Raw genomic sequence first — 25,321 nt, forward strand, 5'->3', positions numbered from 1 at the left:
AGCCAGGGCCCCTCACCCCCGTGCCCCCGCCAGCAGCAGCCGGACCAGGTCCACCACCGCATCCGCCCGAACCGGATCCAGCTCCGAACCGAAGCCGGCCGGCGCACCCCCGGCCCCCACCCGGGCCGGGCCCCCGCCCGGCCCCCGCCGCACCAGCTCCCCCAGGCTCCGCCGGACCCCCGACTCGTACCCGCCGAAGGTCCTCCGCAGCAGCGGCAGCACATCGATGAACGCCCGCTCCGGCACCGACGCCAGCCAGCCGTCGATGAGCGCCAGCAGCCGCTCGTCGTGCACCAGCAGCGTGCCGCCGCCCGAGCCCCCGCCCGCGAACCCCTCGATCCAGCCCGCCGCGTCGGCCGGCGCGCAGGCCGGGGACAGCGAGAGCCCCATCAGCCGGGCGGTGTCCCCGGGCGACAGCCGCCCGTCGTCGAGCAGCAGCCGCGCCGCCCGGCCGCGTATCAGTCCGGGGACGGTGTCCCGCCCGGCCAGCGTCCGCAGCACCGCCGCCCAGCGCTCCCGCAGGCCGTCCGTGTCCAGCGCCTCCAGCAGCCCGACCGCACCGTGTACGCCGTCCACGTGCCCCCGCAGCTCCTCCGCCGCGTCGGCGTCCAGCCCGGCCGCGCAGGCGGGCGGCAGCGCCACGCATATCCGCTCCGCGAGCCCGGCCGCCACCGCCCCCAGGGCCACCGCGTCCGTGCCCCGTACGTCCCCGTACCGCAGCGAACGGGCCAGCGCGGGCAGCGCCTTGGCCAGGCCCGCCACATCGGTGTCCAGCGCGGCCCGGTCGGCGAGGGCCCCCAGTACGGCGGGCAGGGCCCCGGAGAGCCCGGCCAGCAGGCACCGCTCCGCGAGGGCGGTGACCTCGCCCAGGTCCCCTGCGCCCGCCGCGTCGGCCTCGGCCCTGGCGGTGGCCGCCCCGAGGACGGTGGTCCCCCAGATGCCGGCTTCGGCCACCCGCACCGCGAGCTCCGGCTCCCAGCGGAGCCGCCAGGTCTCGCGGAAGGTGCCCGTGCTCCCCCGGGAGGCCGTCGGGACGCCCCAGTCGATGCCGAGCAGCCGCAGCCGGTGCAGCAGCAGGGACTTGGCCGCGTCGGTGTCCTTGCGCAGGTCGAGCTCCAGTTCCCGGTCCTGCGCCTCGGGCTTGAGCCGCAGCGAGCGCTGCCGGCGGGTGAGGTCGCGCTGGAGCGGTACGACGGGCGCCGCGTCGGGGACTTCGCCGAGCACGTCTCCGACGACGAGCCGGTCCTCGATCAGGGCGAGCGGTATGTCGGAGCCGTCGCACATCACCGCCCGGACCGCTTCCAGGGTCTCCGTCAGCCCCGGCACCGGCCGGCCCCGCATCGCGGCCAGGGTGTCGGCGAGCCGGACGGCTTCGATGACGTGGGCCGGGGAGACCTGCCGGTCCTCCTCGCGGAGCAGGCCGGCGACCTTGGTCAGCCAGCGTTCGACGGGTCGGTCCCGGGCCGCGAAGAGGTGTGCGTACCAGCCGGGCGAGGTGATGCCCGCGCCGTACCCTCCGGCCCGGGCGAGGCGCCGGTGGGTCCAGGGCACCCAGGTGGTTTCCACCTTGACCTTGGGCAGACCGGTGAGGAGCGCCTTGTCCGCGGCCGCGGTGGTCTTCGTCCGCAGGGCCGGGACGTGCCAGGCCCCGCAGACGACGGCGTAGGCGTCGCCGAACTCCCGGCGCGCGGCCCGCATCCGCTGCCGCATGTACGCCTCGCGCACCAGGTCCCGGTGGTGGCCGCCCGACCCGTACTCCTCGCGCAGGGCGCCCATGGCCTCTCCGAGCGCCTCGAACACGCCGAGCGGGTCGGTGGCCGGTCCGGCCCCGCCGCGGTGCTCGACCACGTCCTCCCACCACCGCTCGGGGTCCTCGTACCCGGCGGTCTGCGCCAGCACGGCCAGCGGGTCCAGCCGTACGGATCCGGGCGCCGCTCCGTCCGCTCCGTCCGCCGCCCCCTCCGGGTCCTGATCCGGGGCCTCCGGTACGGCCAGCGAGTGCGCGGCCGGCAGGTCGATGAACCGGACCGGAACGTCCCGCTCCTGCGCCCACCGGATGGCGGCCCATTCCGGGGAGAAGCCGGCCAGTGGCCAGAACGCTGCCCGCCCCGGGTCGTCGGCCGCGTGGGCGAGCAGGGCGACGGGCGGGCGCATCCCCGGGGCCGCGGCGAGCGGGAGCAGCGCGTCTCCCTCCGGCGGTCCCTCGATCAGCACCGCCGCCGGCCGCGCCGCGTCCAGGGCGGCGCGCACCGCACGGGCCGAGCCGGGCCCGTGGTGCCGTACGCCGAGCAGCAGCGGGCCCGCGGCGACCGTGCGGCCGCCGTCCGGGCCCGTCGTCCCGGGGCTCATGCCGTCACCTCCCGGCAGGCCCGGTAGAAGTCCTTCCAGCCGTCGCGCTCACGGACCACGGCCTCCAGGTACTCCTGCCACACGACCTGGTCGGCGGCCGGGTCCCGGACGACGGCCCCGAGGATCCCCGCGGCCACGTCGGAGGGGCGCAGGACGCCGTCCCCGAAGTGGGCGGCCAGGGCGAGGCCGCCCGTGACCACGGAGATGGCCTCGGCGGTGGACAGGGTGCCGCTGGGCGACTTGATCTTCGTGCGCCCGTCGTCGGTGACTCCGCCGCGCAGCTCGCGGAAGACGGTGACGACGCGGCGGATCTCCTCCAGGCCCTCCGGGGCGGCGGGCAGGTCGAGGGCGCGGCCCATCTGGTCGACGCGGCGGGCGACGATGTCGACCTCGGCGTCGGCGGTGGCGGGCAGCGGCAGGACGACGGTGTTGAAGCGCCTGCGCAGCGCGCTGGAGAGCTCGTTGACCCCGCGGTCGCGGTCGTTCGCGGTGGCGATGAGGTTGAAGCCGCGCACGGCCTGCACTTCCTCGCCGAGCTCCGGTATCGGGAGCGTCTTCTCGGACAGGACGGTGATGAGGCTGTCCTGGACGTCGGCGGGGATCCGGGTGAGCTCCTCGACGCGGGCGGTCATGCCCTCGGCCATGGCCCGCATGACCGGGCTCGGTACGAGCGCTTCGCGGCTCGGGCCGTGGGCGAGGAGGCGGGCGTAGTTCCAGCCGTAGCGGATGGCCTCCTCCGGGGTGCCGGCGGTGCCCTGCACGAGGAGCGTGGAGTCTCCGCTGACGGCCGCGGCGAGGTGCTCGGACACCCAGGTCTTGGCGGTGCCGGGCACGCCCAGGAGCAGGAGCGCGCGGTCGGTGGCGAGGGTGGTGACGGCGACTTCGACGATCCGTCGCGGGCCGACGTACTTGGGCGTGATGACGGTGCCGTCTTCGAGCGTGCCGCCCTGCAGGTACGTGGCCACGGCCCACGGGGAGAGTTTCCAGCGGGCCGGTCGGGGCCGGTCGTCGGCGGCCGCCAGGGCTTTCAGTTCGTGCGCGAAGGCGTCTTCGGCGTGCGGTCGCAGCGCCTCTGCGGTGGTCTCGTTCCCGGTCGTGGCCATGGTCCCCCTCCAATGCTGCGCAGCCGCTTCCGACTGCTGGAACCACGATGCACCCGACCACTGACAACGAGCCCCGGGAGATGTGTCGTTGCAGGTCAGAGCGATTGTCAGTGGGGGTCTCTACGGTGGAACACATGACTGAGCAGGGGGTCCGCTGGACGGCGGAACAGGTACTGGCTCTGGCTCCTGACGATGCCTCACGCAAGGCGGGGGCCAGACTCGGTGGGGCGGGGCCGTGGTCGCAGACCGGAGGTTCCGCTTCCGGTGCGGTGTGGGGGTTGTGCAAGGGCAGCGGCAGCAAGCCGTACCGGACGGTCGTCGACCTGTCCGGGCCGGCGTACAACTGCTCCTGCCCGAGCCGGAAGTTCCCGTGCAAGCACGCTCTGGGCCTGCTGCTGCTCTGGGCCGCGGAGGGACTCGACACCTCGGCCGGCACCTCGGCCGAGGCTCCGGACTGGGCGGACGGGTGGCTCGCGGAGCGGGCGGCGAAGGCAGCGCGCCCGGCCGCCGACCGCTCCGGCCGGGCGGAGCCGGCCGACGCCGAAGGGGCCCGCAAGCGGGCCGAGCGGCGGGCGGCCCGGATCGGCGCGGGCGTCACCGAGCTGGAACAGCGGCTCGCGGACCTGGTGCGCGGCGGCCTCGCCGGTCAGGAGCGGGCGGGATACGCGGCCTGGGAGGAGACCGCCGCCCGGATGGTCGACGCCCAGGCACCCGGACTGGCCGGGCGTGTGCGGGAGTTGGGGACGATACCCAGTTGCGGCGCCGGCTGGCCCGCCCGGATGCTGGAGGAGGCCTCGCTGCTGCACCTGCTGGACCGGGCCTGGCTGGGGGTTTCCGGACTGCCGGAACCGCTGGCCGCGACGGTCCGCAGCCGTCTGGGACTGCAGCCCCAGACGGATGGCGAGGCCGTACGGGACCACTGGCTCGTGCTGGCCCAGTACGACACGGCGTCACCGGACGGCCGTCTCACCACCCGCCGGATATGGCTGCGCGGGCTGGCGAGCGGGCGGCCGGCCCTGGTCCTGGACTTCGGCCCGCCCGGGCGACCGCCCGGGCTGGCGCTGCCCGTCGGTCTCGTGTTGGAGGCGGAAGCCCGCTTCCGGCCCGGCTCCGCCGGGCTGCGCGCGGATCTCGGGGAGAGGTTCGCACCGGCCGCGCCGTGCCGTACCGCGCCGACCGGCGTGAGCACGGGCGCGGCACTGGAGGCGTACGGCGCGGCACTGCGCGAGGACCCCTGGCTGGAGTCCTGGCCGGTGGTGCTCGGCCCGGTGGTTCCGATACCGGGAGGACAGCAGGGAGGGCGACAGGGGGAGCAACAGAGCTCGGCCACATGGCAATTGGCGGACGCGGAGGGGACGTCCGCCCTGCCCGTGCCCCAGACCGGGGCCGGGAGCCGGTCCGGGACCGGGATGTGGCAGCTGGCCGCGCTGTCGGGAGGCGGCCCGCTGACGGTGTTCGGCGAATGCGGACACCGCGGATTCACCCCGCTGACGGCCTGGCATCCGGACTCCTCGGAGCCGGTGGTGCTGGGCTGAGCGGGCGCAGGGGGAAAGCGGCGGCGCGGGGGCGCCGACGTATTCGAAACGAGTGAGCCGGGGGGCTTTCGTGGACGACAACCACGCCAGTTGAGGCCGTAGGTACGGCCGTGTGCGCCACAGGGAAACAGACCGAGCTGCTCCGGTCCCGCGGAGGGGGCGGGACCGGAGCACGACCACCCGCACACGGCACGGCACACGAGGGAAAGAGGGAGGGCATCGGGTGAACACGACCACGGACGCGCATACGGGCACGCATACGGAAAGAACGCCGGACGGAATGCCGGACGGGTCGGCGGACACGGCCTACGCGGACGGGAACTGGGATGAGCTGGTGAGCGCCGCGCTGCTGGGCACCGAGCGGCGCCGGGGCAGTCCCGAGGCCCTGCTCGGGGCAGCGGCCGTGCAGACGGTACGGCGCCGGGCCGGACTGAGACCCGCCGAGGCGGGTCCGCGTCCCGAGCCCGCCCCGCGCGACCCGCGTCCGGAGCCTCCGGAGCCGGCCCGGCGGCGGCTCGCGCAGCTGCTGGCGGGCCGGGCCGGTGCGGGCGGCGGCAGCGGGCGGCGGGGGGCCGCCCCGGACCTGACGGAGCTGCTGCCGCAGTGGCTGGCAGCCGCCGGACAGCACGGGTACCGGGCGCCGGCCTCGCTCGTGCCCGCACTGCTGGACGTCGCGCGGGCCCGCAGCGACCTCCGGCCGCAGGCGCTGGCCCTGGCCGGGACGCGCGGGCTGTGGCTGGCCCGGCTCAATCCGGACTGGCGGTTCGCACTGCGCGGGGGCTCCGGGGGCGCGGGCGAACTGCCCGACGTGCGGGACGCGGTGGGGGTGGAGCGGCTGTGGCAGGAGGGGTTGTTCGCCGAGCGGGTCGCGCTGCTCGGCCTCGTACGGGCCCACGAGGCGGCCGCCGGGCCGCGGCTGCTGGAGACCACGTGGAGCACCGAACGGGCCGAGGACCGGCTGATGTTCCTCGACTCCTTGCGGGTGGGGCTGTCGGCGGGTGACGAGCCGTTCCTGGAGGCGGCGCTGGGTGACCGCAGCCGCAATGTCCGGGCGACCGCCGCCGAGCTGCTGTCCGCACTGCCGACCTCGGCGCTGGCCGGGCGGATGGCGGTGCGGGCGCTGGCCTGTGTCGGCCCGGAGGGGGTGACGCCGCCGGCCGAGTGCGATGCGGGGATGCTGCGCGACGGCGTGGTCAAGCGGCCACCGGCCGGGCGCGGGGAGCGGGCGTGGTGGCTGGGGCAGTTGGTGGAGTCCGCGCCGCTGTCGTGCTGGCGGGACCGGTTCGGGGGACTCGGTCCGGCGGAGATCGTGGCGCTGCCGGTGGCCGAGGGCTGGGCGGAGGAACTGCACGCGGCCTGGTGCCGGGCCGCGGTGCGGCAGGGCGACCCCGCGTGGTCGCAGGCCCTGCTCGGCTCGGCGTCCGCACCGCCCGCGGCGGGCCCGGCGACGGCGTCCCTGGCGGAGCGGGCCAAGCTCCTGTCGACCCTCGGGGCGGAGGAACGGGCGGCGTGGGTGGCGGAGTTCATACGGGCACACGGGCTGTCGGAGGCGTTCCAACTGCTCGGGGTGTGCGTGGTGCCGTGGGCGGGGGCGCTGGGGCGGGCGGTGATCGAGGCGCTGGACTCCGCGCGGGAGTCGGGCGGCTACCCGTGGAGCTTCAGCGGCGTGATGGGACTGGCCGAGCGGTGCCTTGATCCTGCGGAGGCGGGGCGGCTCGATGCGTTGGCGGCGGAGCCGGTGGAGGAGGGTGGCGCGGCGGCGTACTGGTCGGAAGCCTTCCAGCGCCTGGTCGCCACCCTGCGGCTGCGGGCAGCGCTGCACGCGGAACTGGCGCCGCCGAGCTGACCGCCGGCCCCGGCCCGGAGCGCGGGCCCAGGCCCGGAGTGCGGGCCCAGGCCCGGGAGTCCCGGGTCCCGCCCGGAGTCCCGAGTCCCGGGACCGCTCCTCAAACGCCGGCGAGGCTGGATGCAGTCGGCGTCAGCCCGAACGTGCAGGCTGACGCCGACCAAAATCAGCCCCTCCGGCGTTTGGGGAGCAGGTGTCCGGGGACGGGTCCCCGGCAGCGGCGCCGCGCGGGGCTACGCCGGCTGGCGGACGTGCGCGCGAACCCAGTCGACGATGGCCGTGGTCGTCGCGCCCGGCGTGAAGATCTCGGCCACGCCCTTCTCCTTCAGCGGAGCGATGTCCGCTTCCGGGATGATGCCGCCGCCGAACACCTTGATGTCCTCCGCGTCGCGCTCCGCGAGGAGTTCCAGCACGCGCGCGAACAGCGTGTTGTGCGCGCCCGACAGGATCGACAGCCCGATCGCGTCGGCGTCCTCCTGGATCGCCGTGTCGACGATCTGTTCGGGGGTTTGGTGGAGGCCGGTGTAGATGACCTCCATGCCCGCGTCCCGCAGGGCCCGCGCGATCACCTTGGCGCCTCGGTCGTGGCCGTCGAGGCCCGGCTTGGCCACCACCACACGGATCGGACCGGTCACACCCATCGCACTGCCTCCCGAGTGAACGAACGTTAAGTACAGCATCGCGCACACCCCCGTTTCGCGGTCAACCACGAGGGGGAAATCACACGTGGGATGGCGTACCACCGCTCCGCGCCGACAGCCGCACGGCACGGGGCGGTCGGACGCCCCGGTCCCGAGAGGCTAGGGGGGGCCGTCCATGGGGCTGACCATGTCCGGGGCCGCGCTGCGGGCGGGCGTACTGGAAGTCATCGTGCTCGGCGGGCACATCCTGCTGTATCCCACCGGGGTACTGCCGGAGCGACCCGCCGCCGCCACCCACGAGCGCCCGCCGGTGCTGCTGCTCCACGGATTCACCGACAACCGCTCCGTCTTCGTCCTGCTGCGCCGCACCCTCGGGGCCGGCGGGCGACGGCAGGTGGAGGCGTACAACTACTCCCCCTTCACCCGCGACCTGCGCGTCACCGCCCGGCATCTCGCCCGACGCGTCGAGGAGCTGTGCGAGCACACGGGGCAGGACCGGGTGGACCTGGTGGGGCACAGCCTCGGCGGGCTGGTCGGGCGGTACTACGTCCAGCGCCTCGGCGGCGACGCGCGCGTCCGCACCCTCGTCACGCTCGGCACCCCGCACTCCGGCACCCGCGTGGCGCCCTTCATGGACGCGCACCCCCTGGTCCGGCAGATGCGCCCGGATTCCGAGGTGCTCACCGAACTGCGCGCCCCCGCGCCCGGCTGCCGGACCCGGTGCGTGGCGTTCTGGAGCGAGTTCGACGAGCTGATGGACCCGACCGGGACCGCCCGCATCGAGCACCCGGACCTGCTCGCGGAAAACGTGCAGGTCACCGGCATCGGACACCTCGCCCTGCCCGCGCACCCCACCGTCATCGCGGCAGTCCGGCGCTCGCTCGACGGACCCAGGCCGATCGCCCTCCCGCAGCCCGGCGCCGCTTCCGTCGCCTGAGCGGCGACCGCCCCGGTTCGGCCTCGACCACGGGAGCGAAAACCGACCTCCAGTCGAACACTTTTCGAACTCAAGGCCAAGGGTGGGTCTTCAGCGGACCGAAAGGCGGCCGAATGCCCGGTTCCGCCGAGCACAAAAGCCTCCGAAGATTGTCGTTGCGTGTAACCGCCGGGTACAGTCACGCCACTGCTCTCCTCCGAGGACCCCACATTCCTCGGCCACCCAGGCCCCCCGCTGCCGAGGCGAAAGAGAAGTTGGTGAACGACCGCCCCTCGTCGGGCCAGTACCCCGATTTTGGGTATGACGGCCTTTCCACCACCACTTTCGCTGGCGATTCAGCCTATGCGTCCTACGAAACGCAGGGTCAGGGCTACAACTACGGCGCCACCTACGGTTCCTACGACACCGGTTCCTACGACACCGGCTCGTACGACACCACGGCTTGGACCGCCCCCCAGAACTCCTACGCGCAGCCGTCCGTCGGCGAGTACGCCGGCCACGACGGCTACCTCTCGACCGTCCCCACCCAGGGCGGCGTCTCCATGGACTACCAGTCCACGGCCTTCGGCTACGACACCTCCGCCGAGCAGACCGGCCACTGGGCGGTCCCGGGCTACGGGACCGAGACCGGTGCCTACGACGCCACCGCCTGGAACACGGCCTCCGAGCCGACCTACGGGTACGGCGGTTACGAGCAGCAGCAACAAGTCCCGGAGCAGGAGCAGGCCTACGGCCACGCCCAAGCCCACGCCCACGCCCACGCCCCGGTTCACGAGCAGCAGCACGAGCAGCAGTACGCCTACGACTACGGGTACGAGGTCTACGCCGCCGCCACCTCGCCCGAGGCCCGGGCCGAGGGCGAGGTCCCGCTCGGCGGGTCCTACACCGAGACCGCCGTCTTCGAGTTCCTCCCCGCCGATGAGGCGGACACGGACACGGATGCGGATGAGGACGGGGATGCGGGCACCGAGGTGCACGATCTCCCCACCCAGGCCATGCCCGTCACCCCGGCCGCGCCCGCCGAGCCGCGCCCCTCGCGCCGCGCCGGTTCCAAGCCCGGATCGAAGCCCGCCGCCAAGGCGAGTGCCGCCAAGGCCGGCAGCACCAACCGGCGCCGTACTCCGGCCAAGCGTTCCGCGCTGCTGACCGTGGCCGTTCCCTCGGCCTGCGTGATGGGCGTCGCGGGTGTCGCCGCCGCTTCCGTGGGCGGTCTCACCGGTGCGGAGAAGCCGTCCGAGGAGACCACCACCCTGGCCGCCCCCGACCCGGCCTCGATCAAGCCGGTCGCGGCGAACAGCAAGCTCGACACGCAGCTCACCGCCCTCAGCGCCGACGCCGGCGACTTCGCGGACCGTGCGAGCCGCACCCAGGAACGCATCGACCTGCGCCTGCGCCAGGACGAGGAGAAGAAGAAGAAGGCGGAGGAGGCCGCGGCCAAGGAAGCGGCCCGCCCCAAGTTCGCCCTCCCCGTCGCACGGCACGGCCTCAGCGCCGGCTTCGGCCAGGCGGGCGTCAACTGGATGTCCGTGCACACCGGCATCGACTTCCCGGTGGGCTACGGGACTTCGGTCATGGCCGCCACCGACGGAACCGTGCGCAGCCAGTTCAACAGCGCCTACGGCAACATGGTGATACTGACCGCGCCCGACGGTACCGAGACCTGGTACTGCCACCTCAGCAGCGCCAAGATCCGGTCCGGCAAGGTCAAGGCCGGCGACGTGATCGCGTACTCCGGTGACACCGGCAACTCCACCGGCCCGCACCTGCACTTCGAAGTGCGGCCGGGCGGCGGTTCCCCGGTCGACCCCCAGGCCTGGCTCCGCGCCAAGGGCCTGAACCCGAACTAGGACAGGGCCCCGGCCGGGGCCCGACGCGGAACGGCCCGCCCCCGAGGGGGCGGGCCGTTCCGCGTCGGGCAGGATCGCTTCGCGCGTCAGAGCTTCTGCACCGGCGCGTACCGCAGCAGGAGCCGCTTGGGCTTCTCGTCCCCGAAGTCGATGGTGGCCTGCGCGTCCGCGCCCGCTCCCCTGACCTCCATGACCGTGCCCAGCCCGAACTGGTCGTGCGTGACCCGGTCCCCGACCACCAGCGCGATGACCGGCTTGTCGGAGGCCCGCCGCGTGGCGAACCCCGACGGGCCCGACTTCGTACGCGACGAGGACAGGAAGGCCTCCGGCGAGGTGCCGAACGAGGCCTTCGACCCGCCCCCGGCCCCACCCGAGCCGGAGGACCCGTACCCCGAGCTCCGCATCGGGCCCGCCGGCTTCTGCGCCGCGCCCGTGCGCTTCCACTGCAGGTACTCGGCCGGGATCTCTTCCAGGAACCGCGAAGGCGGGTTGTAGGAGGGGGTGCCCCACGCGCTGCGCATGCTCGAGCGCGTCAGGTACAGCCGCTCGCGCGCCCTCGTGATGCCCACGTAGGCGAGGCGGCGCTCCTCCTCCAGTTCCTTGGTCTGGCCCAGCGCGCGCATGTGCGGGAAGACCCCGTCCTCCATGCCGGTCAGGAAGACCACCGGGAACTCGAGGCCCTTGGCGGTGTGCAGGGTCATCAGGGTGATGACCCCGTTCCCGTCGGTGTCCTCGTCCGGGATCTGGTCGGAGTCGGCGACCAGCGCGACCTGCTCCAGGAACTCCGCGAGCGTGCCGGGGCCCACCGGCGGGGCGCCGTTCTCGGCGGCCTCGGCCGCCGCCGCTTCCCTGGCCTGCTCGAATTCGAGGGCCACGGCGGCGAGTTCCTGGAGGTTCTCGATGCGCGTCTCGTCCTGCGGGTCGGTCGAGGCCTGGAGTTCGGAGAGGTAGCCCGTACGCTCCAGGACCGCTTCCAGGACCACCGCCGGGCCGGCGCCCGAGTCGACGATGGTGCGGAGCTCCTCCATCAGCACGTTGAAGCGCTTGACGGCGTTGGTCGAGCGGGCGGCCATGCCGAAGGCCTCGTCGACCCGGCGCAGCGCCTGCGGGAAGGTGATCTTCTCGCGCATCGCGAGCGCGTCGATCATCGCCTCGGCGCGCTCGCCGATACCGCGCTTGGGCACGTTCAGGATCCGCCGGAGCGGGACGTTGTCCTCGGGATTCGACAGGACGCGCAGGTACGCGAGGACGTCGCGGACCTCCTTGCGCTCGTAGAACCGGACGCCGCCGACGACCTTGTAGGGCAGTCCGACGCGGATGAAGATCTCCTCGAACACGCGGGACTGCGCGTTGGTCCGGTAGAAGATCGCGACGTCGCCCGCCTTGGCGTCGCCCGCGTCCGTCAGCCGGTCGATCTCGTCGGCGATGAACTGCGCCTCGTCGTGCTCGGTGTCCGCGACGTAGCCCGTGATGACGGCGCCGCTGCCCGCCTCGGTCCACAGGTTCTTCGCGCGGCGGTTCTCGTTGCGCTCGATGACCGCGTTGGCGGCGGACAGGATCGTCTGGGTGGAGCGGTAGTTCTGCTCGAGCAGGATCGTGGTCGCGTCCGCGTAGTCCTCTTCGAACTGGAGGATGTTGCGGATGGTCGCGCCGCGGAAGGCGTAGATCGACTGGTCGGCGTCACCCACGACGCACAGCTCGGCGGGCGGCAGGTCCGGGTAGCCGGTGCCGACCAGCTCGCGCACGAGCGTGTACTGGGCGTGGTTGGTGTCCTGGTACTCGTCGACCAGCACGTGCCGGAAGCGGCGCCGGTAGTGCTCCGCGACCTCCGGGAAGGCCTGGAGCAGGTGGACCGTGGTCATGATGATGTCGTCGAAGTCGAGGGCGTTGGCCTCGCCGAGGCGACCCTGGTACATCGCGTACGCCTGGGCGAGGGTCTTCTCGAAGCCGTCCGCGGCCTGCCCCGCGAAGGCGTCCGCGTCGATGAGCTCGTTCTTCAGGTTCGAGATCTTGGCGCTGAAGGCCTTCGGCGGGAACTTCTTCGGGTCCAGGTCCAGGTCGCGGCAGACGAGCGCCATCAGGCGCTTCGAGTCGGACGCGTCGTAGATCGAGAAGGACGAGGTGAAACCGAGCCGCTTGGACTCGCGGCGCAGGATGCGCACGCACGCGCTGTGGAAGGTGGAGACCCACATGGCGTTCGCGCGCGGGCCGACGAGGTCCTCGACGCGCTCCTTCATCTCACCGGCGGCCTTGTTGGTGAAGGTGATCGCCAGGATCTGGCCGGGGTGGACCCCGCGCGCGCCCAGCAGGTGGCCGATGCGGTGCGTCAGCACGCGCGTCTTGCCGGATCCGGCGCCGGCCACGATGAGCAGCGGGGAACCCGCGTGCACCACGGCGGCGCGCTGCTCCGTGTTCAGCCCTTCCAGGAGCGCCGCCGGGTCGATGACGGGCCTGGGGGCGCCGTCCCGGTAGTACGCGTCCCCGTGAATGGGCGCATCGAACCGGCCCCCGAAGAGATCGTCCGCGCCCGTCTCGGGGGCGGCATGGTCTTCGGGCGGCGGGGGGACCTCTTCGGAGGGGGAGAGGTCGGCCAGGAAGCTGTCGTCAAAGAGGCTGCTCATCGCCTTCCGAGTTTAGGGGGCGGGACCGACAGCCGGTCCCGCCCCCGGAAAATCCCGGTCCCCCCAAGGAAAATTCGGCGGCATATGCCCTGTGGAACGGTCCCGCCCCCTTCCGAGGCTTCCCCTCCGGCGCTAGCGTGCTCCGCCAACCGGAAGGAGGTGCCGGCCCGTGTACGCGTACGGATTCCCCTCGTCCCACCCCTCCCCCCACCACCGCAAGCCGCGCACCCGAAGACATCCGAACACCCCCGCCGTGGTCGTCACGACCGCGGCTCTGTCCTCCTTGGGCCTGCTCCTCCCCCACCAGGCCTCGGCGGCGCCCGCTCCCCGCCCCTCGGTGGAGGAGGTACGGACCCGCGTGGACGAGCTGCACCGGCAGGCGGGCACGGCCACCCAGGCCTACGACGCGGCGGCCGGGCGGACCGCGGAGCAGCGGGCCCTGCTGTCGGCGCTCATGGACCAGGTCGCCGGCACCACGCAGAAGCTGAACGAGGCCCGGCGGCTGCTCGGCAGCTACGCCGCCGACCGGTACCGCGGCGCCGGCGGCCTCGGCGGGACCGCGACGCTGCTGCTCAGCGCCGATCCGCAGGCGTTCTTCGCGCAGGCGCACCTGCTGAACCGGCTCGGCGGCCGCGAGGACGCACTGCTCACCCAGTACACCCGGGCCAGGGCGGAGACGGCCGGCAAGCGCCGGGAGGCGGCCGCGGTGGTCGGGGAACTGGAGCAGGCGCAGGAGGAGCTGCGCGGGCGCAAGCAGGAGGTGCAGGCCCGGCTCGCGGAGGCGAACACCCTGCTGGCCCGGCTCACTGCACCGGAGCGGGCGCGGGCGCTGGCCCCGCGGGCCCCGGCCGCCTCGGGGCCGCTGCCCGGGGACGCCGCCGCGTCGGCGTCGGGTGCCAGGGCGGTGGCCTTCGCCCGGGCCCAGCTGGGGAAACCGTACGTCTGGGGCGCGACCGGCCCGCGCTCGTACGACTGCTCCGGCCTGACCCAGGCCGCCTGGCGGGCGGCGGGGATCACGCTGCCGCGCACCACCTGGGACCAGGTGAAGGCGGCTCCGCGGATCGCGACCAGGGATCTGCGCCCGGGGGACCTGGTCTTCTTCTACGCGGACATCAGTCACGTGGGGATCTACATCGGCGGCGGCCGCATGATCCACGCCCCGCGGCCGGGGACGTCCGTCCGCGAGGACTCGGTCTACTACCAGCCGATCTACGGGAGCGTCCGGCCGGGGTGAACTCGGCAGCGGAGACTTTTTCGTCGGCCGCCCCGTCGGCGTGTCCGTCACTCAGCGCCACCCCACGGCGGGCCCTCCGGCGTGGCGCTCACCGTCCGTATCAGAGGAGTTGGCGGGGTGCCCGCCAACTCACTCTCTCCGTTGGTCCGTTCGTGCCGTTCGATTCGCAGGTTCCGCCAACCGGACCTAGCGTCTTGCACATCGAGGAGCATTTCCTGCCTTTTGCGGACAAACCGTTCGCGGCTGCGCCTCGGGGACCCGGAGGATTCACCATGCGTTCCATACGTGTCGCGTCCGTAGCCCTGCTGTCCACCGCCGCCTTCGCGCTCACCGCGCCGATGGCCTCGGCCAATGACGGCGGGACCACGCCCAACGTCACGTCCTTCGGCTTCACCGTCTCCCCCGCCACCGTCGCCCCGGGCGGCACCGTCACGCTGAACGCCACCGAGTGCCAGGAACCGCTGGTGAAGGTCTCCTCCGGCGTCTTCGACGCGGTCGAGCTCAACGAGGGCAAGTCCGCCACCGTCAAGGTGGACGCGGACGCCAAGCCGGGTGCCCGGTACGAGGTCACCTTCGACTGCAAGGGCGAGAAGGGCACGACCACCCTCACGGTCGCGGGCCACTCGACCGGTACCGGTACCGGCACCGGCACGACCGCTCCCTCCAAGGGCGTCAAGGCCGGCCTCGGCGGCGGCGCCGGCGGCCTGAACGGCACCGAGATCGCGGCCGGTTCCGCGCTGCTGGCCGGTGCGCTCGGAGGCGGCGTGTTCCTGATGCGCCGCCGGGCGGGCGACCACGCCTGACCACCCGCCCCCTGACCGCCGGGCCCGTCCGACCCGCCCCTGGCGACCGGACGGGCCCGGTCCAGTACCGGCCGCCCGGATCTCGGCGGCCCCGGCCACGGGCCACGGACGCCGGGCCCCGCCCCTGAATCTCCCCGCACCACGGAAGGAGCGCGCATCATGCCCCGCCCCCAGGAGCGTACGAAGCCTCGCGGCGGCTGGGGCGTCGTTGCCGTGGTCGCCCTCAGCGGCACGTTCCTCCTCACCAACGGGCTCGACCTGGACGGCGGTCCGCCGCAGCCCGCGCAGGCCGCCGTGCTGATCAGCGACCCGGCCCACGACGAGGCCGCCCGCCGCCTCCCGCCGGCGCCGCAGCCGCTGAAGCCCTCCCCGCCGACCCGGATCCGGATTCCGGCCGTACAGGTCGACGCCCCTGTCACCCGGGTCGGACTCGATGCCGAGGGGTGGGTGGACGCCCCGCCGCCGGAGGACCGGAACCTGGCCGGCTGGTACGAGGGTTCCCCCGCCCCGGGCGCCCAGGGCACGACGGTGATCGACGGACACGTGGACAACAAACGGGGTCCCGCCGTCTTCTACACGCTCGGCTCGCTCAAGCAGGGGCAGCACATCGAGGTGGACCGACAGGACGGCCGTACCGTCGTGTTCACGGTCTACGGCATCGAGGTCGTCGGCAAGGACGACTTCCCGGCGGCGCGGGTCTACGGCCCCAAGGGCGCCCCCGAACTCCGCGTGATCACCTGCGGCGGCGGCTTCTCGAAGAAGGGGGGCTATGACGGGAACGTGGTCGTCTTCGCCCGTCTGACGGAGATCCGCGGATAGCGGACCGCCATAGACAGACGTCCGACCAGGCAACTCCGGTCGCGTCCGGGCACTTCTGATCATCTCGTCATCTTCCCGTTACCTTCGGGTCTAGCGTCCTCCCCCAAGCACCAATGGAGGAAGGACGTGAGGCCCTCGTGGCCAGTCATCGAAAGCCCAGGCAGCGCCCGCTCACCGGCGGCACGGCACGGAGCTCCGTACGCACCACCGCCGCCACCCTCGCCCTCGCGGGCGCTGCCACCGCCACCGCGTTCGAAGGCACGTCCCACGCCGATCCTCAGCCGACGCCCTCGCAGGTCAAGTCGGAGATGGACCGGCTCTACGAGGAGGCCGAGGCCGCGACGGACCGGTACAACGGGGCGAAGGAGAAGGCCGACGAGGCGCAGCGCGCGCTCGACGGGCTGCGGGACGAGACCGCCCGCAAGACCGACCGGCTCAACACGGCCCGCAGTGCGCTCGGTTCGCTGGCCGCGACGCAGTACCGCAGCGGCACCCTGGGCGCCGCCGTTCAGCTGGCGATGTCCGACGATCCGCAGGAGTACCTGGACCGGGCCGCCCTCATCACCCGCGCCGGAAACCGCAACGCGGCCGATCTCTCGGCCGTGCGACGTGGGCTCGACGAGGTCGGGAAGCTCAAGGACCAGGCCGCCGGACGCCTCGCCGAGCTGCGGGCCCGGCAGCGCGAACTCGCGGGCCACAAGGCCGAGATCGAGGAGAAGCTGACCGCGGCTCAGCGGCTGCTGACCAAGCTGACGGCCGAGGAGCGGGCGGCCTACGAAGCCCACTCGGCCGGCCCCGCCCCGAGCGGCCCCGCCACCCAGCCTCCGCCGCCCGCCGACAGCTCCCGCGCGGCCCGCGCGGTGGCGTTCGCGTACGGGGCGATCGGCAAGCCGTACGTATGGGGCGCGACGGGCCCGGGCTCGTTCGACTGCTCCGGCCTGACCCAGGCGGCCTGGCGGGCGGCCGGGGTGTCGCTGCCGCGCACCACCTACACGCAGATCAACGCGGGACAGCGGGTCTCCCGCGACCGGTTGGCCCCCGGTGACCTGGTGTTCTTCTACTCCGGCGTCACGCACGTCGGCATGTACATCGGCAACGGCCAGATGATCCACGCCCCGCGCCCCGGCTCCACGGTCCGCGTCGCGCCGGTGGACTCGATGCCCTGGGCCGGAGCCTCGCGGCCCGCCTGAGCTCCGGGCGGGACCCGGTGGGCCCCCGGTGTGACCCGGTGGGACCCCCGGAGGGGCCCGCACCGGGGTCAGATCAGCCGGCGGGCCGTCGCCCAGCGGGTCAGCTCGTGGCGGTTGGAGAGCTGGAGCTTGCGCAGAACGGCCGAGACGTGGGATTCCACGGTCTTGACCGAGATGAACAGCTGCTTGGCGATCTCCTTGTACGCGTACCCGCGCGCGATCAGCCGCAGCACCTCGCGCTCGCGCTGGGTGAGGCGGTCCAGGTCCTCGTCGACGGGCGGGGCGTCCGTCGAGGCGAAGGCGTCGAGCACGAAGCCCGCCAGCCGCGGCGAGAACACCGCGTCCCCGTCCTGGACGCGGAAGACCGAGTCCACCAGATCCGTGCCGGTGATCGTCTTGGTGACGTAGCCGCGGGCGCCGCCCCGGATGACCCCGATGACGTCCTCGGCGGCGTCCGACACCGACAGGGCCAGGAACCGTACCGGGTCCTCGACGGCGCCCATCAGCGGGGCGCAGCGGCGCAGTACCTCGACGCCGCCGCCACCGGGCAGGTGCACGTCGAGGAGCACCACCTCGGGTCGGGTGGCGGTGATGACGGTGACGGCCTGGTCCACGTCGGCGGCCTCGCCGACGACCTCGACCCCGGTCCGCTCGGTCTCGCCGATCTCGGCCTGTACCCCGGTGCGGAACATCCGGTGGTCGTCGACGAGCACCACCCGGACCCTCCTGGTCGCCCCGCCGGTGCTCGCGCTGTCCTCGGTCATGCTGCCTTCGCCGCCCTCTCCATCTCCAGCTCGACTTCCGTGCCGCCGTCGGGCGCGGACCGCAGTCGGGCGGTCCCGCCGTTGCGCTGCATCCGGCCGATGATCGATTCTCGTACGCCCATCCGGTCGTCCGGTACCGCGTCGATGTCGAAGCCGGGTCCGCGGTCCCGTACGGACACGAACACCGTCTGGCCCTCCACCTCGGCGTACACCTGGACGGGGCCGCCGTCGCCACCGTACTTGGCGGCATTGACCATCGCCTCGCGCGCGGCCTGCATCTGTGCGGCCAGCTTCTCGTCGAGCGGGCAGTCGCCGACGACGACCACCTCGATCTGGACCCCGTGGTGGTCCTCCACCTCGGCGGCGGTCTTCTTCACGGCCTCGGACAGTGTCGTCGGTTCCTCTCCCTCGTCCTTGCCGGTGCCCTCGGGCTTGTACAGCCAGTTGCGCAACTCCCGCTCCTGGGCGCGCGCGAGTCGGCGCACCTCCCCGACGTCCTCGGCGTTGCGCTGGATCAGGGTGAGGGTGTGCAGCACGGAGTCGTGGACGTGGGCGGCCACTTCGGCGCGCTCCTGGGCCCTGATGCGCATCAGGCGCTCCTCGGAGAGGTCCTGGGTCATCCGTATCAGCCAGGGTCCCGCCAGGAGGGCGACGCCGACGAGGACGGCGAGGGTGGCGGTCAGGACGTTGCCCAGTTGGGCGGCGGAGCCGCGGACCACGATGAAGACGGTCAGGCCCACGCCGACCAGGGCGACGCCGGCGAGCGCGCGGGCAGCCTGCAGCAGCCGGGCGTGCCGGCCCGCGGCGGCGTTCCAGTGGGCGCGGCGGGCGTTGTCGGCCTGGCGCCAGACGAGGACCACCCCGGCTCCGACGAGCAGGGTCGGCCATACGTACCGTCCGGAGCTGCCGCCGACCTGGACCTGGGAGATGAAGATGCCCGCGCCGACGCACAGCGCGATCAGCGCGATGATCTGGCCCCGCTCGGGCTTGCGCAGCCGCCGGGTGCCGTCGGGGAGGGTGTCGAAGTAGGAGCGGTGGCCGCTGCGGCCTCCGACGCCGAGCGGTACGAAGACCCAGAAGGCGGCGTAGAGCAGCACGCCGAGGCCGTCGCCCCACATGAACAGGCCGAGGAAGGTGAGCCGGACCCAGATGACGGGCAGGCCCAGATGCCCGGCGAGGCCGCGCGCGACTCCGCCGAGCATCCGGCCGTCGGCGCTGCGGTAGAGCTTGCGCTGCGGCGTTTCGTCGGAGTCCGGTGCGTACGGCGTGCGTGGGGCGGCTGCTACGGGCATGTCACCGATGGTCACACGCTCGCGGCGGCCGTGGCATCAGGGCAGCCCCCCAGTTCTTTCGGGGGGATATCAGGGTTGCGCCAGGGTAGATCCGGATGTCCGCGGCGGCGGCGGACCGTCACCATGGACGCATGACCGAAGTACACGATTCCCCGCCGCCGGACGCAGGAGCCGGCAGGAGTGCGGCCGGTGCGAGCGCCGGCTCCGCTTCGCCGCTCGCCGAGCGACCTCCCCTGCGCCGCGGCAAACGGGACAAGGTGCTCGCGGGCGTGTGCGGCGGGCTGGGCCGGTACTTCGGTCTCGACCCTGTGATCTTCCGGATCGTGCTCGGCGTCCTGGCCGTCACCGGCGGCGTCGGCCTGATCTTCTACGGCTTCGCGTGGCTGCTGCTGCCCCAGGAGGGCGAGGAGGACAGCGAGGCGAAGAAGCTGCTGACCGGCCGGGTCGAGGGCTCGACCCTGGCGGCGGTCTTCGCCGCGCTGGTGGGCTGCGCCCTGTTCCTGTCGATGCTGGACAACGGCGGGCTGGCGGTCTTCTCCGTCCTGGCCGTCCTGGCGCTGGGCGCCGCGGCGTACTGGTCGCAGCGCCGGCGCAGCGGGCCCGGCGGAGCTCCCGAGGAGAAGGCCGCCGCGGCGGGCGCGGAGTTCGTGTACCCGGCGGCCACCCGCACCGGGCACCGCACCGCGCACAGTCCGGCGCCGCCCGAGACCCAGGCGCCGCCCGCGCCCGGGGGTCCGTCCTGGTGGCGGGATCCGCTGGTCAAGGACGGCACCACGGGGCCGGTCGGCTCGACGGGGTACCTGTGGGGGCCGGAGGACTCGGCCGGGGCCGTCCCCGGCGACGGACCGACGACGTCCCCTCCGCCGGGGGAGCGCGTCCCCTGGCAGCCCCGCGGCGGCATCGGCGGCCGGGTCTTCGTCCTGGCCGCGCTGGCCGGGAGCATCGCCACCGCCGCGGTCTGGGAGGGCAGCACCCTGAGCCACGCCCTGCAGGTCGGCTTCGCCTCCGCCCTCGCCGTCTTCGGCCTGGGGCTCGCGGTGAGTTCGTTCAAGGGCCGCACCGGCTTCGGCACCGTGCTGCTCTCGATGATCACGGCCGTCCTGCTGGCCGGGGCGGTCGCGCTGCCCAAGGACATCAGTACCGACTGGCGCGTCGTGGACTGGCATCCGACCGCCGTGGCCGAGGTGGCGCCGGTGTACGAGGCGGGTACCGGGCTCGCCACCCTGGACCTCAGTCACGTGGACGTGCCCAAGGGCACCACCGTGCCCGTCCGCGCTTCCATCGACGCGGGCCGGCTGCGGGTGATCCTCCCGAGGGAGGTCACCGCGGAGACGGAGGCGACGATCCGGCTGGGCGACATCCAGATGCCCGGCGACACGGGCGAGGACGTACGGGTGCGCAGCCGCACCGAGACCCGGACGGCAACCCTGCCCCCCGACTCGGGCACCAAGGCCGGCGGCACGATCGAATTGCACCTCAGCGCGGGTGTGGGACAGGTGGAGGTGGCCCGTGCGGCGTCATGAGTTCCAGCCGGGACGGCTGATCGCGGGACTGGTCCTGATGGCGGCCGGAGTGCTCTATCTCCTCGGCGCGGCGGGCGAGGCCGATCCGCCCTGGTTCTTCGTCCTGATGATGACCGCGGGCGGTCTCGCCTTCGCCGCCGTCGCCGGGCTGGTGACCTACGCCGTGCGCCGCGACCGGCGCGAGCGGATCAGCGAGTCCAGCGACAGGTAGGGCGCCCCGGCGAGGACCAGCGGGGTCCAGGCCATCAGGTAGATCAGGTCGTTGCCGTAGTAGTACGGGGTCACCGCCCAGGACACGGTGAGCCACAGGCTGAGCGAGATCAGGGCCCCGCCGACGGCCGCGATCCGGGTCAGCAGTCCGGCCAGGACCCCCAGGCCGACCAGGAGTTCCCCGATGGCCAGGGCCACGGCGAATCCGACGGGCGACTTCAGGGCCAGGTCCACCAGGGCCGGGACCGCCGAGGTGTCGCGCACCCCGTTCATCAGTTCGCCGATGGAGCCGCTGCCGGTGACGCTGAGGAACGCCGAGTCGGTCAGCTTGTCCAGGCCGGCGTAGACGAAGGTCACGCCGAGGAAGATCCGCAGGGGCAGGAGCGCGTGGCGGGCGGCGAGCTCGCGCAGGCCGCGCAAGCCGCTCGGTCCGGTGGGAGCGTCAGGGGCGCCGGAGGGGACGTCAGTTCGGGTCACGCGCTATGTGTACCCGCTTCACTCCGCCACGTCGATGGTGCACCGGTTTGATTCCACCCCCGCGGCGGTGACGACCTGGATCTCGATCCGCCCGGGCTCCACTTCCGCCGGGACCGGTACGGTCAGCACGGCGTCGGACGGGTTGGTGAAGCCGCCCGCCACCGGGACCAGCGGTACGTGCACATGGACCGCGCCCACCCGGACCACCAGCCGGGCCAGCATCTCCGGCGTCTGCGCCCCCGGCGGGACGAAGCCCACGCCGCGGATCTCGATGTCGTCCCCGGGGCGGATCGCCGCGTCCAGATCCCCGGGCTCGCGTCTGCGCACCACCGACAGGACCAGCGGGCGGCTGCCCTCCGCGTACTTCGCCGCCAGGTACACGGCCGCCGACAGCGCCACCAGCAGTGCCAGCGCCCACGGCAGGGCCGGCAGCCGGTCCGGGAACCGGGCCAGCGAGACCGCCGCGAAGCCCAGCACCACGGTGGAGACCAGGACGTACTGGGCGTCCGGGAAGGAGCCCCGGCCCGCGTCGTCCGTGAGCAGGTCCGCCCCGGTCGGGCGGTCCGCCGGCAGCTTCTGAAGCCGCTGCCCCATGATCCGCACGGAGACCACCCGGCGCACCAGCACCGCGACCCCCGAGGTCAGCCCGAGCACCGCCAGCAGCGGCAGCGCCCGGTCGAGCGCGAGCCCCTCGTACAGGGCCTGGCGCTCGGGTCCCGGCGAGGAGGCCGCGAGCCGCAGCGCGGGCAGCAGCGTCGCGAAGGCGGTGAGCACCAGCCAGGCGCTCGGTACCGCCTTCGAGGTGGACAGCCGGTTGTCCTCGCCGACCAGCGGGGCCAGCAGACCGCCCCGGAGCGTCTGGGCGCGGGCCGCCACCGTCAGCAGGGCGGCCAGCACGAGCGCCGCCAGCAGCCCGGCGGTGCGCGCCGTGGACCAGCCGGTGCCGAGTGCGGTGCCGACCTGGACCAGGAGCAGCACCCCGGCGGCGATCCACACGGCGAGGACGGCCCGCCGGGAGAACAGGTAGAGCCAGGAGCTGCCCGCCTCCCGGCCCCGGTCGGCGACCATCCGGGCGGACAGGGTCAGCTCGTCGGAGACCCACTGGCGGGATGCTCCGAGGGAGTGGGCCACGGCGGCCGGCACTCCCTGCCCCGAGGCGAACTCGTCGCGCTTCTCCAGGAACGCTGCGACCGCGCGGCGGTGCCCCTCTCGTGTGCAGTCCTCGCAGGCGCAGGCCGCGGTATGGGTGCTTCTGGACATCTCTTGGACAGCCACGAACGTGCCGCCTCTCTGAACTCCGGTGCGATGCCAGCGAATTGTGCACCACTGGGGCAGTGTTCCGGATTGCGCACGATGTCAGAGCAGGTGATTAACCGTTCATGATGTTGACGCACCCGCTCCGGCGGCCTCCAGGAGCGGCTGGCAGTTCACCCACGCCGCCAGATCCGACCCGAACCGCTCCCGGGTCGCGAGGGCGCTGTGGTGGCTGATGAGCACCGCCTTCCCGGCCGCCCGCGCGATCAGCTGCACCTGCGCGGCCCGCTCGGCCGCGATGAACCACCAGGCGGCCGCCTCCACCGAGTCGCCGACCGTCAGCACCCCGAGGTTGCGCAGGACCAGCGCCTTGTAGGGTCCGAGCGCGCCCGCGATCCGCTCGGCGTCCCCGCCGCCCGCGGCCCCGCCGCCCAGAAACTCGTCGAGCAGTGCGTGGTCCTCGTAGAAGGCGCAGGCCTCCTGGGTGACGGGGGCGAGCAGTTCGCCGAGCGCGGCGAGCGCCCTGCCGTACGGGGCCTGCGTGCGGACGACGGCCACCACGGCGGGCCGGGCCCGGTGGACTGCCGCGTGCACGGCGAAGGCCAGCTGGTTGACCCTGCGTTCCCCCTGGCGGACCCGCCCCTCCCCGTCGACCAGCAGCAGGTCGTCGGGGCCGATCGCGCCGAAGGCCCGGCCGAAGGGGTTCACCCAGTAGCAGTCCTCGAACTCGGGGTCCCGGGCGCTGACGTGTCCGCCCACCCCGTCCTCGTACCCGAGCCGCCCCAGCAGCCGCAGCACCCCGGCGAGCCGCTCCTTGCGGTGGGCGCGCTCCTCCCCGGCGGTGGCGAACACCGGCGGCATCTCGAAGCCCAGCCGCCCGGTGGGCACGGGTGCGGGTGGGAGTACGCGTGTCCCTGCTGCCTGCTCGGCCATGGCCCCTCCTTCAAGGTCGCGGCGCAAAGTACCGGCGACCGGCCGAAGAGGCCATACACGCGGCGAGGCCGCCGCTCCCTGCGCGGGAGCGGCGGCCTCGTCACCTACGGAGGGGCGAGTGGGGACTTACTCCCACTCGATGGTGCCCGGGGGCTTGCTCGTGCAGTCCAGGACCACGCGGTTGACGTCCGGCACCTCGTTGGTGATGCGGGTGGAGATCCGTGCGAGCACCTCGTACGGCATGCGCGTCCAGTCCGCGGTCATCGCGTCCTCGGAGGAGACGGGGCGCAGCACGATCGGGTGGCCGTACGTACGACCGTCACCCTGGACGCCGACGCTGCGGACATCGGCCAGCAGGACGACCGGGCACTGCCAGATCTCTCGGTCCAGGCCGGCCGCCGTGAGCTCGTGGCGGGCGATGGCGTCGGCCTCGCGGAGCAGGTCCAGGCGCTCCTTGGTGACCTCACCGACGATGCGGATGCCCAGGCCGGGGCCGGGGAACGGCTGGCGCTGGACGATCTCGGCGGGCAGGCCGAGCTCCTGGCCGACCATCCGGACCTCGTCCTTGAACAGCTGGCGCAGCGGCTCGACGAGCTCGAACTCGATGTCGTCGGGGAGCCCGCCCACGTTGTGGTGGGACTTGATGTTGGCGGTGCCGGTGCCGCCGCCGGACTCGACGACGTCCGGGTACAGGGTGCCCTGGACCAGGAAGGCCACCGCCGGGCCGTCCTCCTGGAGGATCTCCAGCTGGGCCGCCTCGAAGACGCGGATGAACTCGCGCCCGATGATCTTGCGCTTGGTCTCCGGGTCGGAGACCCCGGCCAGCGCGTTCAGGAAGCGCTCCTGGGCGTCGACGACCTTCAGCTGCACGCCGGTGGCGGCGACGAAGTCCTTCTCGACCTGCTCGGTCTCGCCCTTGCGCATCAGGCCGTGGTCCACGTACACGCAGGTGAGCTGCGACCCGATGGCCTTCTGCACGAGGGCCGCGGCGACCGCGGAGTCCACGCCGCCGGACAGGCCGCAGATGGCGCGCTTGTCGCCGACCTGCTCGCGGATGAGGGCGACCTGCTCCTCGACGATGTTGCCGGGGGTCCAGGTGGGCTGCAGGCCCGCACCGCGGTAGAGGAAGTGCTCCAGGATCTGCTGGCCGTGCGTGGAGTGCATCACCTCGGGGTGGTACTGCACGCCGTAGAGCTTCTTCTCGTCGTTCTCGAAGGCCGCGACCGGGACGACGTCGGTCGACGCGGTGACGGTGAAGCCCTCGGGAGCGGCGGAACAGGCGTCGCCGTGGGACATCCACACCGACTGGTTCTCGGGGGTGCCCTCGAAGAGGGTGGATCCGGCCTTGGAGACGGCCAGCGGGGTGCGGCCGTACTCGCGCGAGCCGGTGTTGTCGACGGTGCCGCCGAGGGTGACCGCCATGAGCTGGAAGCCGTAGCACATGCCGAAGACGGGGACGCCGGCCTCGAAGATCGCGCCGTCGAGCTGGGGGGCGCCCTCCTCGTACACGGAGGACGGGCCGCCGGACAGGATGATCGCCTTCGGGTTCTTGGCGAGCATCTCGGCCACGGGCATCGTGCTGGGCACGACCTCGGAGTAGACCCGTGCCTCGCGGACGCGGCGTGCGATGAGCTGCGCGTACTGGGCGCCGAAGTCGACGACGAGAACCGTGTCCGGGGCGCTGTCGTGGGTGGCGAAGGTGGCTTCTGGCACGGGGCAGGCCTTCCGGCGGAAGAGGGGGTTGTTTTGTCGATTCTAACGGGGGACGGATACCCCTCTTCGTCTCAGTGTCCGAACCGGCTTGGCACGGAGCGGGACAGAGGGCCATAATCCCTCCATGCGCAAGCAGCTGAGCTTCCTCTTTACCTATGGCACCGGCCGGTCCGGTCGCCATGGGTCACCGTGATGCTCGCTTGAGCCACTGACTTCCCAGAGCGCCCCGG

At 73.3% G+C, this 25,321-nt stretch carries 20 protein-coding genes; 10 read left to right on the forward strand and 10 right to left on the reverse strand.

Translation table 11 applies throughout. The features are described 5' to 3' along the window. Positions 1 to 12: 12 nt before the first annotated feature. Positions 13 to 2,349: a DUF5682 family protein gene (locus ACFYM0_RS20430; RefSeq protein WP_388503238.1), complete on the reverse strand. Its 2,337-nt coding sequence runs from the start codon at positions 2,347 to 2,349 to the stop codon at positions 13 to 15. After that, on the reverse strand, positions 2,346 to 3,452 hold the full coding sequence (locus tag ACFYM0_RS20435) for an AAA family ATPase (RefSeq protein WP_388503240.1): 1,107 nt from the start codon (positions 3,450 to 3,452) through the stop codon (positions 2,346 to 2,348). Before ACFYM0_RS20435 ends, ACFYM0_RS20430 begins: the two co-directional genes overlap by 4 nt. A 134-nt stretch (positions 3,453 to 3,586) precedes the next feature. On the opposite strand from ACFYM0_RS20435, the gene ACFYM0_RS20440 reads away from it, so the two are divergent. Then, complete coding sequence (locus tag ACFYM0_RS20440) at positions 3,587 to 4,987, forward strand: SWIM zinc finger family protein (RefSeq protein WP_388503243.1); 1,401 nt, start codon at positions 3,587 to 3,589, stop codon at positions 4,985 to 4,987. A gap of 280 nt (positions 4,988 to 5,267) precedes the next feature. Beyond that, a complete protein-coding gene (locus tag ACFYM0_RS20445) occupies positions 5,268 to 6,833 on the forward strand; it encodes a DUF5691 domain-containing protein (protein WP_388503625.1) in 1,566 nt (521 codons plus the stop codon). Between the two features lie 233 nt (positions 6,834 to 7,066). Here ACFYM0_RS20445 and ACFYM0_RS20450 read toward each other — a convergent pair whose 3' ends face one another. After that, complete coding sequence (locus ACFYM0_RS20450) at positions 7,067 to 7,474, reverse strand: cobalamin B12-binding domain-containing protein (RefSeq protein ID WP_243333486.1); 408 nt, start codon at positions 7,472 to 7,474, stop codon at positions 7,067 to 7,069. Between the two features lie 175 nt (positions 7,475 to 7,649). On the opposite strand from ACFYM0_RS20450, the gene ACFYM0_RS20455 reads away from it, so the two are divergent. Both ACFYM0_RS20455 and ACFYM0_RS20460 read left to right on the forward strand, forming a co-directional pair. Beyond that, a complete protein-coding gene (locus tag ACFYM0_RS20455) occupies positions 7,650 to 8,411 on the forward strand; it encodes an esterase/lipase family protein (protein WP_388503246.1) in 762 nt (253 codons plus the stop codon). Positions 8,412 to 8,524: 113 nt separating this feature from the next. Continuing rightward, on the forward strand, positions 8,525 to 10,258 hold the full coding sequence (locus ACFYM0_RS20460; RefSeq protein WP_388503248.1) for a M23 family metallopeptidase: 1,734 nt from the start codon (positions 8,525 to 8,527) through the stop codon (positions 10,256 to 10,258). Positions 10,259 to 10,344: 86 nt separating this feature from the next. Here the strand turns inward: ACFYM0_RS20460 and pcrA are convergent, their stop codons facing one another. Continuing rightward, positions 10,345 to 12,879, reverse strand: a complete 2,535-nt coding sequence (gene pcrA / locus ACFYM0_RS20465) for a DNA helicase PcrA (protein ID WP_388503251.1) — start codon at positions 12,877 to 12,879, stop codon at positions 10,345 to 10,347. Between the two features lie 169 nt (positions 12,880 to 13,048). Between pcrA and ACFYM0_RS20470 the strand changes: the two genes are divergently transcribed. The 4 genes from ACFYM0_RS20470 (at position 13,049) to ACFYM0_RS20485 (ending at position 16,925) form a co-directional block, all read left to right on the forward strand. Continuing rightward, the gene (locus ACFYM0_RS20470; RefSeq protein ID WP_388503253.1) at positions 13,049 to 14,113 is read left to right on the forward strand and encodes an NlpC/P60 family protein; all 1,065 of its coding nucleotides are present in this window, start codon (positions 13,049 to 13,051) and stop codon (positions 14,111 to 14,113) included. Positions 14,114 to 14,385: 272 nt separating this feature from the next. Then, complete coding sequence (locus ACFYM0_RS20475; protein WP_388503256.1) at positions 14,386 to 14,916, forward strand: hypothetical protein; 531 nt, start codon at positions 14,386 to 14,388, stop codon at positions 14,914 to 14,916. 159 nt (positions 14,917 to 15,075) lie between these two features. Next, complete coding sequence (locus ACFYM0_RS20480) at positions 15,076 to 15,735, forward strand: class F sortase (RefSeq protein WP_388503258.1); 660 nt, start codon at positions 15,076 to 15,078, stop codon at positions 15,733 to 15,735. A 137-nt stretch (positions 15,736 to 15,872) separates the two neighbouring features. Continuing rightward, positions 15,873 to 16,925: an NlpC/P60 family protein gene (locus ACFYM0_RS20485; protein WP_388503260.1), complete on the forward strand. Its 1,053-nt coding sequence runs from the start codon at positions 15,873 to 15,875 to the stop codon at positions 16,923 to 16,925. 68 nt (positions 16,926 to 16,993) lie between these two features. On the opposite strand, the gene ACFYM0_RS20490 is transcribed toward ACFYM0_RS20485, so the two are convergent. Both ACFYM0_RS20490 and ACFYM0_RS20495 read right to left on the reverse strand, forming a co-directional pair. Then, positions 16,994 to 17,689 (reverse strand): response regulator transcription factor, encoded by a 696-nt coding sequence (locus ACFYM0_RS20490; RefSeq protein WP_327305035.1) that lies wholly within the window; start codon positions 17,687 to 17,689, stop codon positions 16,994 to 16,996. Next, positions 17,686 to 18,981, reverse strand: a complete 1,296-nt coding sequence (locus ACFYM0_RS20495; protein ID WP_388503264.1) for a PspC domain-containing protein — start codon at positions 18,979 to 18,981, stop codon at positions 17,686 to 17,688. The genes ACFYM0_RS20490 and ACFYM0_RS20495 overlap by 4 nt, the downstream gene beginning before the upstream one ends. 131 nt (positions 18,982 to 19,112) lie before the next feature. Between ACFYM0_RS20495 and ACFYM0_RS20500 the strand changes: the two genes are divergently transcribed. Continuing rightward, on the forward strand, positions 19,113 to 20,504 hold the full coding sequence (locus ACFYM0_RS20500) for a PspC domain-containing protein (protein WP_388503267.1): 1,392 nt from the start codon (positions 19,113 to 19,115) through the stop codon (positions 20,502 to 20,504). Beyond that, positions 20,491 to 20,715 carry a hypothetical protein gene (locus ACFYM0_RS20505; RefSeq protein ID WP_388503270.1) on the forward strand — a complete coding sequence of 75 codons (225 nt, stop codon included), beginning with the start codon at positions 20,491 to 20,493 and terminating at the stop codon, positions 20,713 to 20,715. The genes ACFYM0_RS20500 and ACFYM0_RS20505 overlap by 14 nt, the downstream gene beginning before the upstream one ends. Here ACFYM0_RS20505 and ACFYM0_RS20510 read toward each other — a convergent pair. From ACFYM0_RS20510 to guaA, 4 genes are all read right to left on the reverse strand, one after another. Continuing rightward, positions 20,661 to 21,191 carry a DoxX family protein gene (locus ACFYM0_RS20510; protein ID WP_388503273.1) on the reverse strand — a complete coding sequence of 177 codons (531 nt, stop codon included), beginning with the start codon at positions 21,189 to 21,191 and terminating at the stop codon, positions 20,661 to 20,663. The two genes, ACFYM0_RS20505 and ACFYM0_RS20510, sit on opposite strands and share 55 nt — an antisense overlap. 18 nt (positions 21,192 to 21,209) lie before the next feature. Next, a complete protein-coding gene (locus ACFYM0_RS20515; RefSeq protein WP_388503275.1) occupies positions 21,210 to 22,466 on the reverse strand; it encodes a hypothetical protein in 1,257 nt (418 codons plus the stop codon). A 102-nt stretch (positions 22,467 to 22,568) separates the two neighbouring features. Next, on the reverse strand, positions 22,569 to 23,378 hold the full coding sequence (locus ACFYM0_RS20520; RefSeq protein ID WP_388503277.1) for a class II aldolase/adducin family protein: 810 nt from the start codon (positions 23,376 to 23,378) through the stop codon (positions 22,569 to 22,571). A gap of 126 nt (positions 23,379 to 23,504) precedes the next feature. Next, positions 23,505 to 25,091 (reverse strand): glutamine-hydrolyzing GMP synthase, encoded by a 1,587-nt coding sequence (gene guaA / locus ACFYM0_RS20525; RefSeq protein ID WP_266905358.1) that lies wholly within the window; start codon positions 25,089 to 25,091, stop codon positions 23,505 to 23,507. Positions 25,092 to 25,321 lie beyond the last annotated feature (230 nt).

Source organism: Streptomyces sp. NPDC006487, assembly GCF_042870555.1.
In the GTDB taxonomy this organism is placed as follows: Bacteria; Actinomycetota; Actinomycetes; order Streptomycetales; family Streptomycetaceae; genus Streptomyces.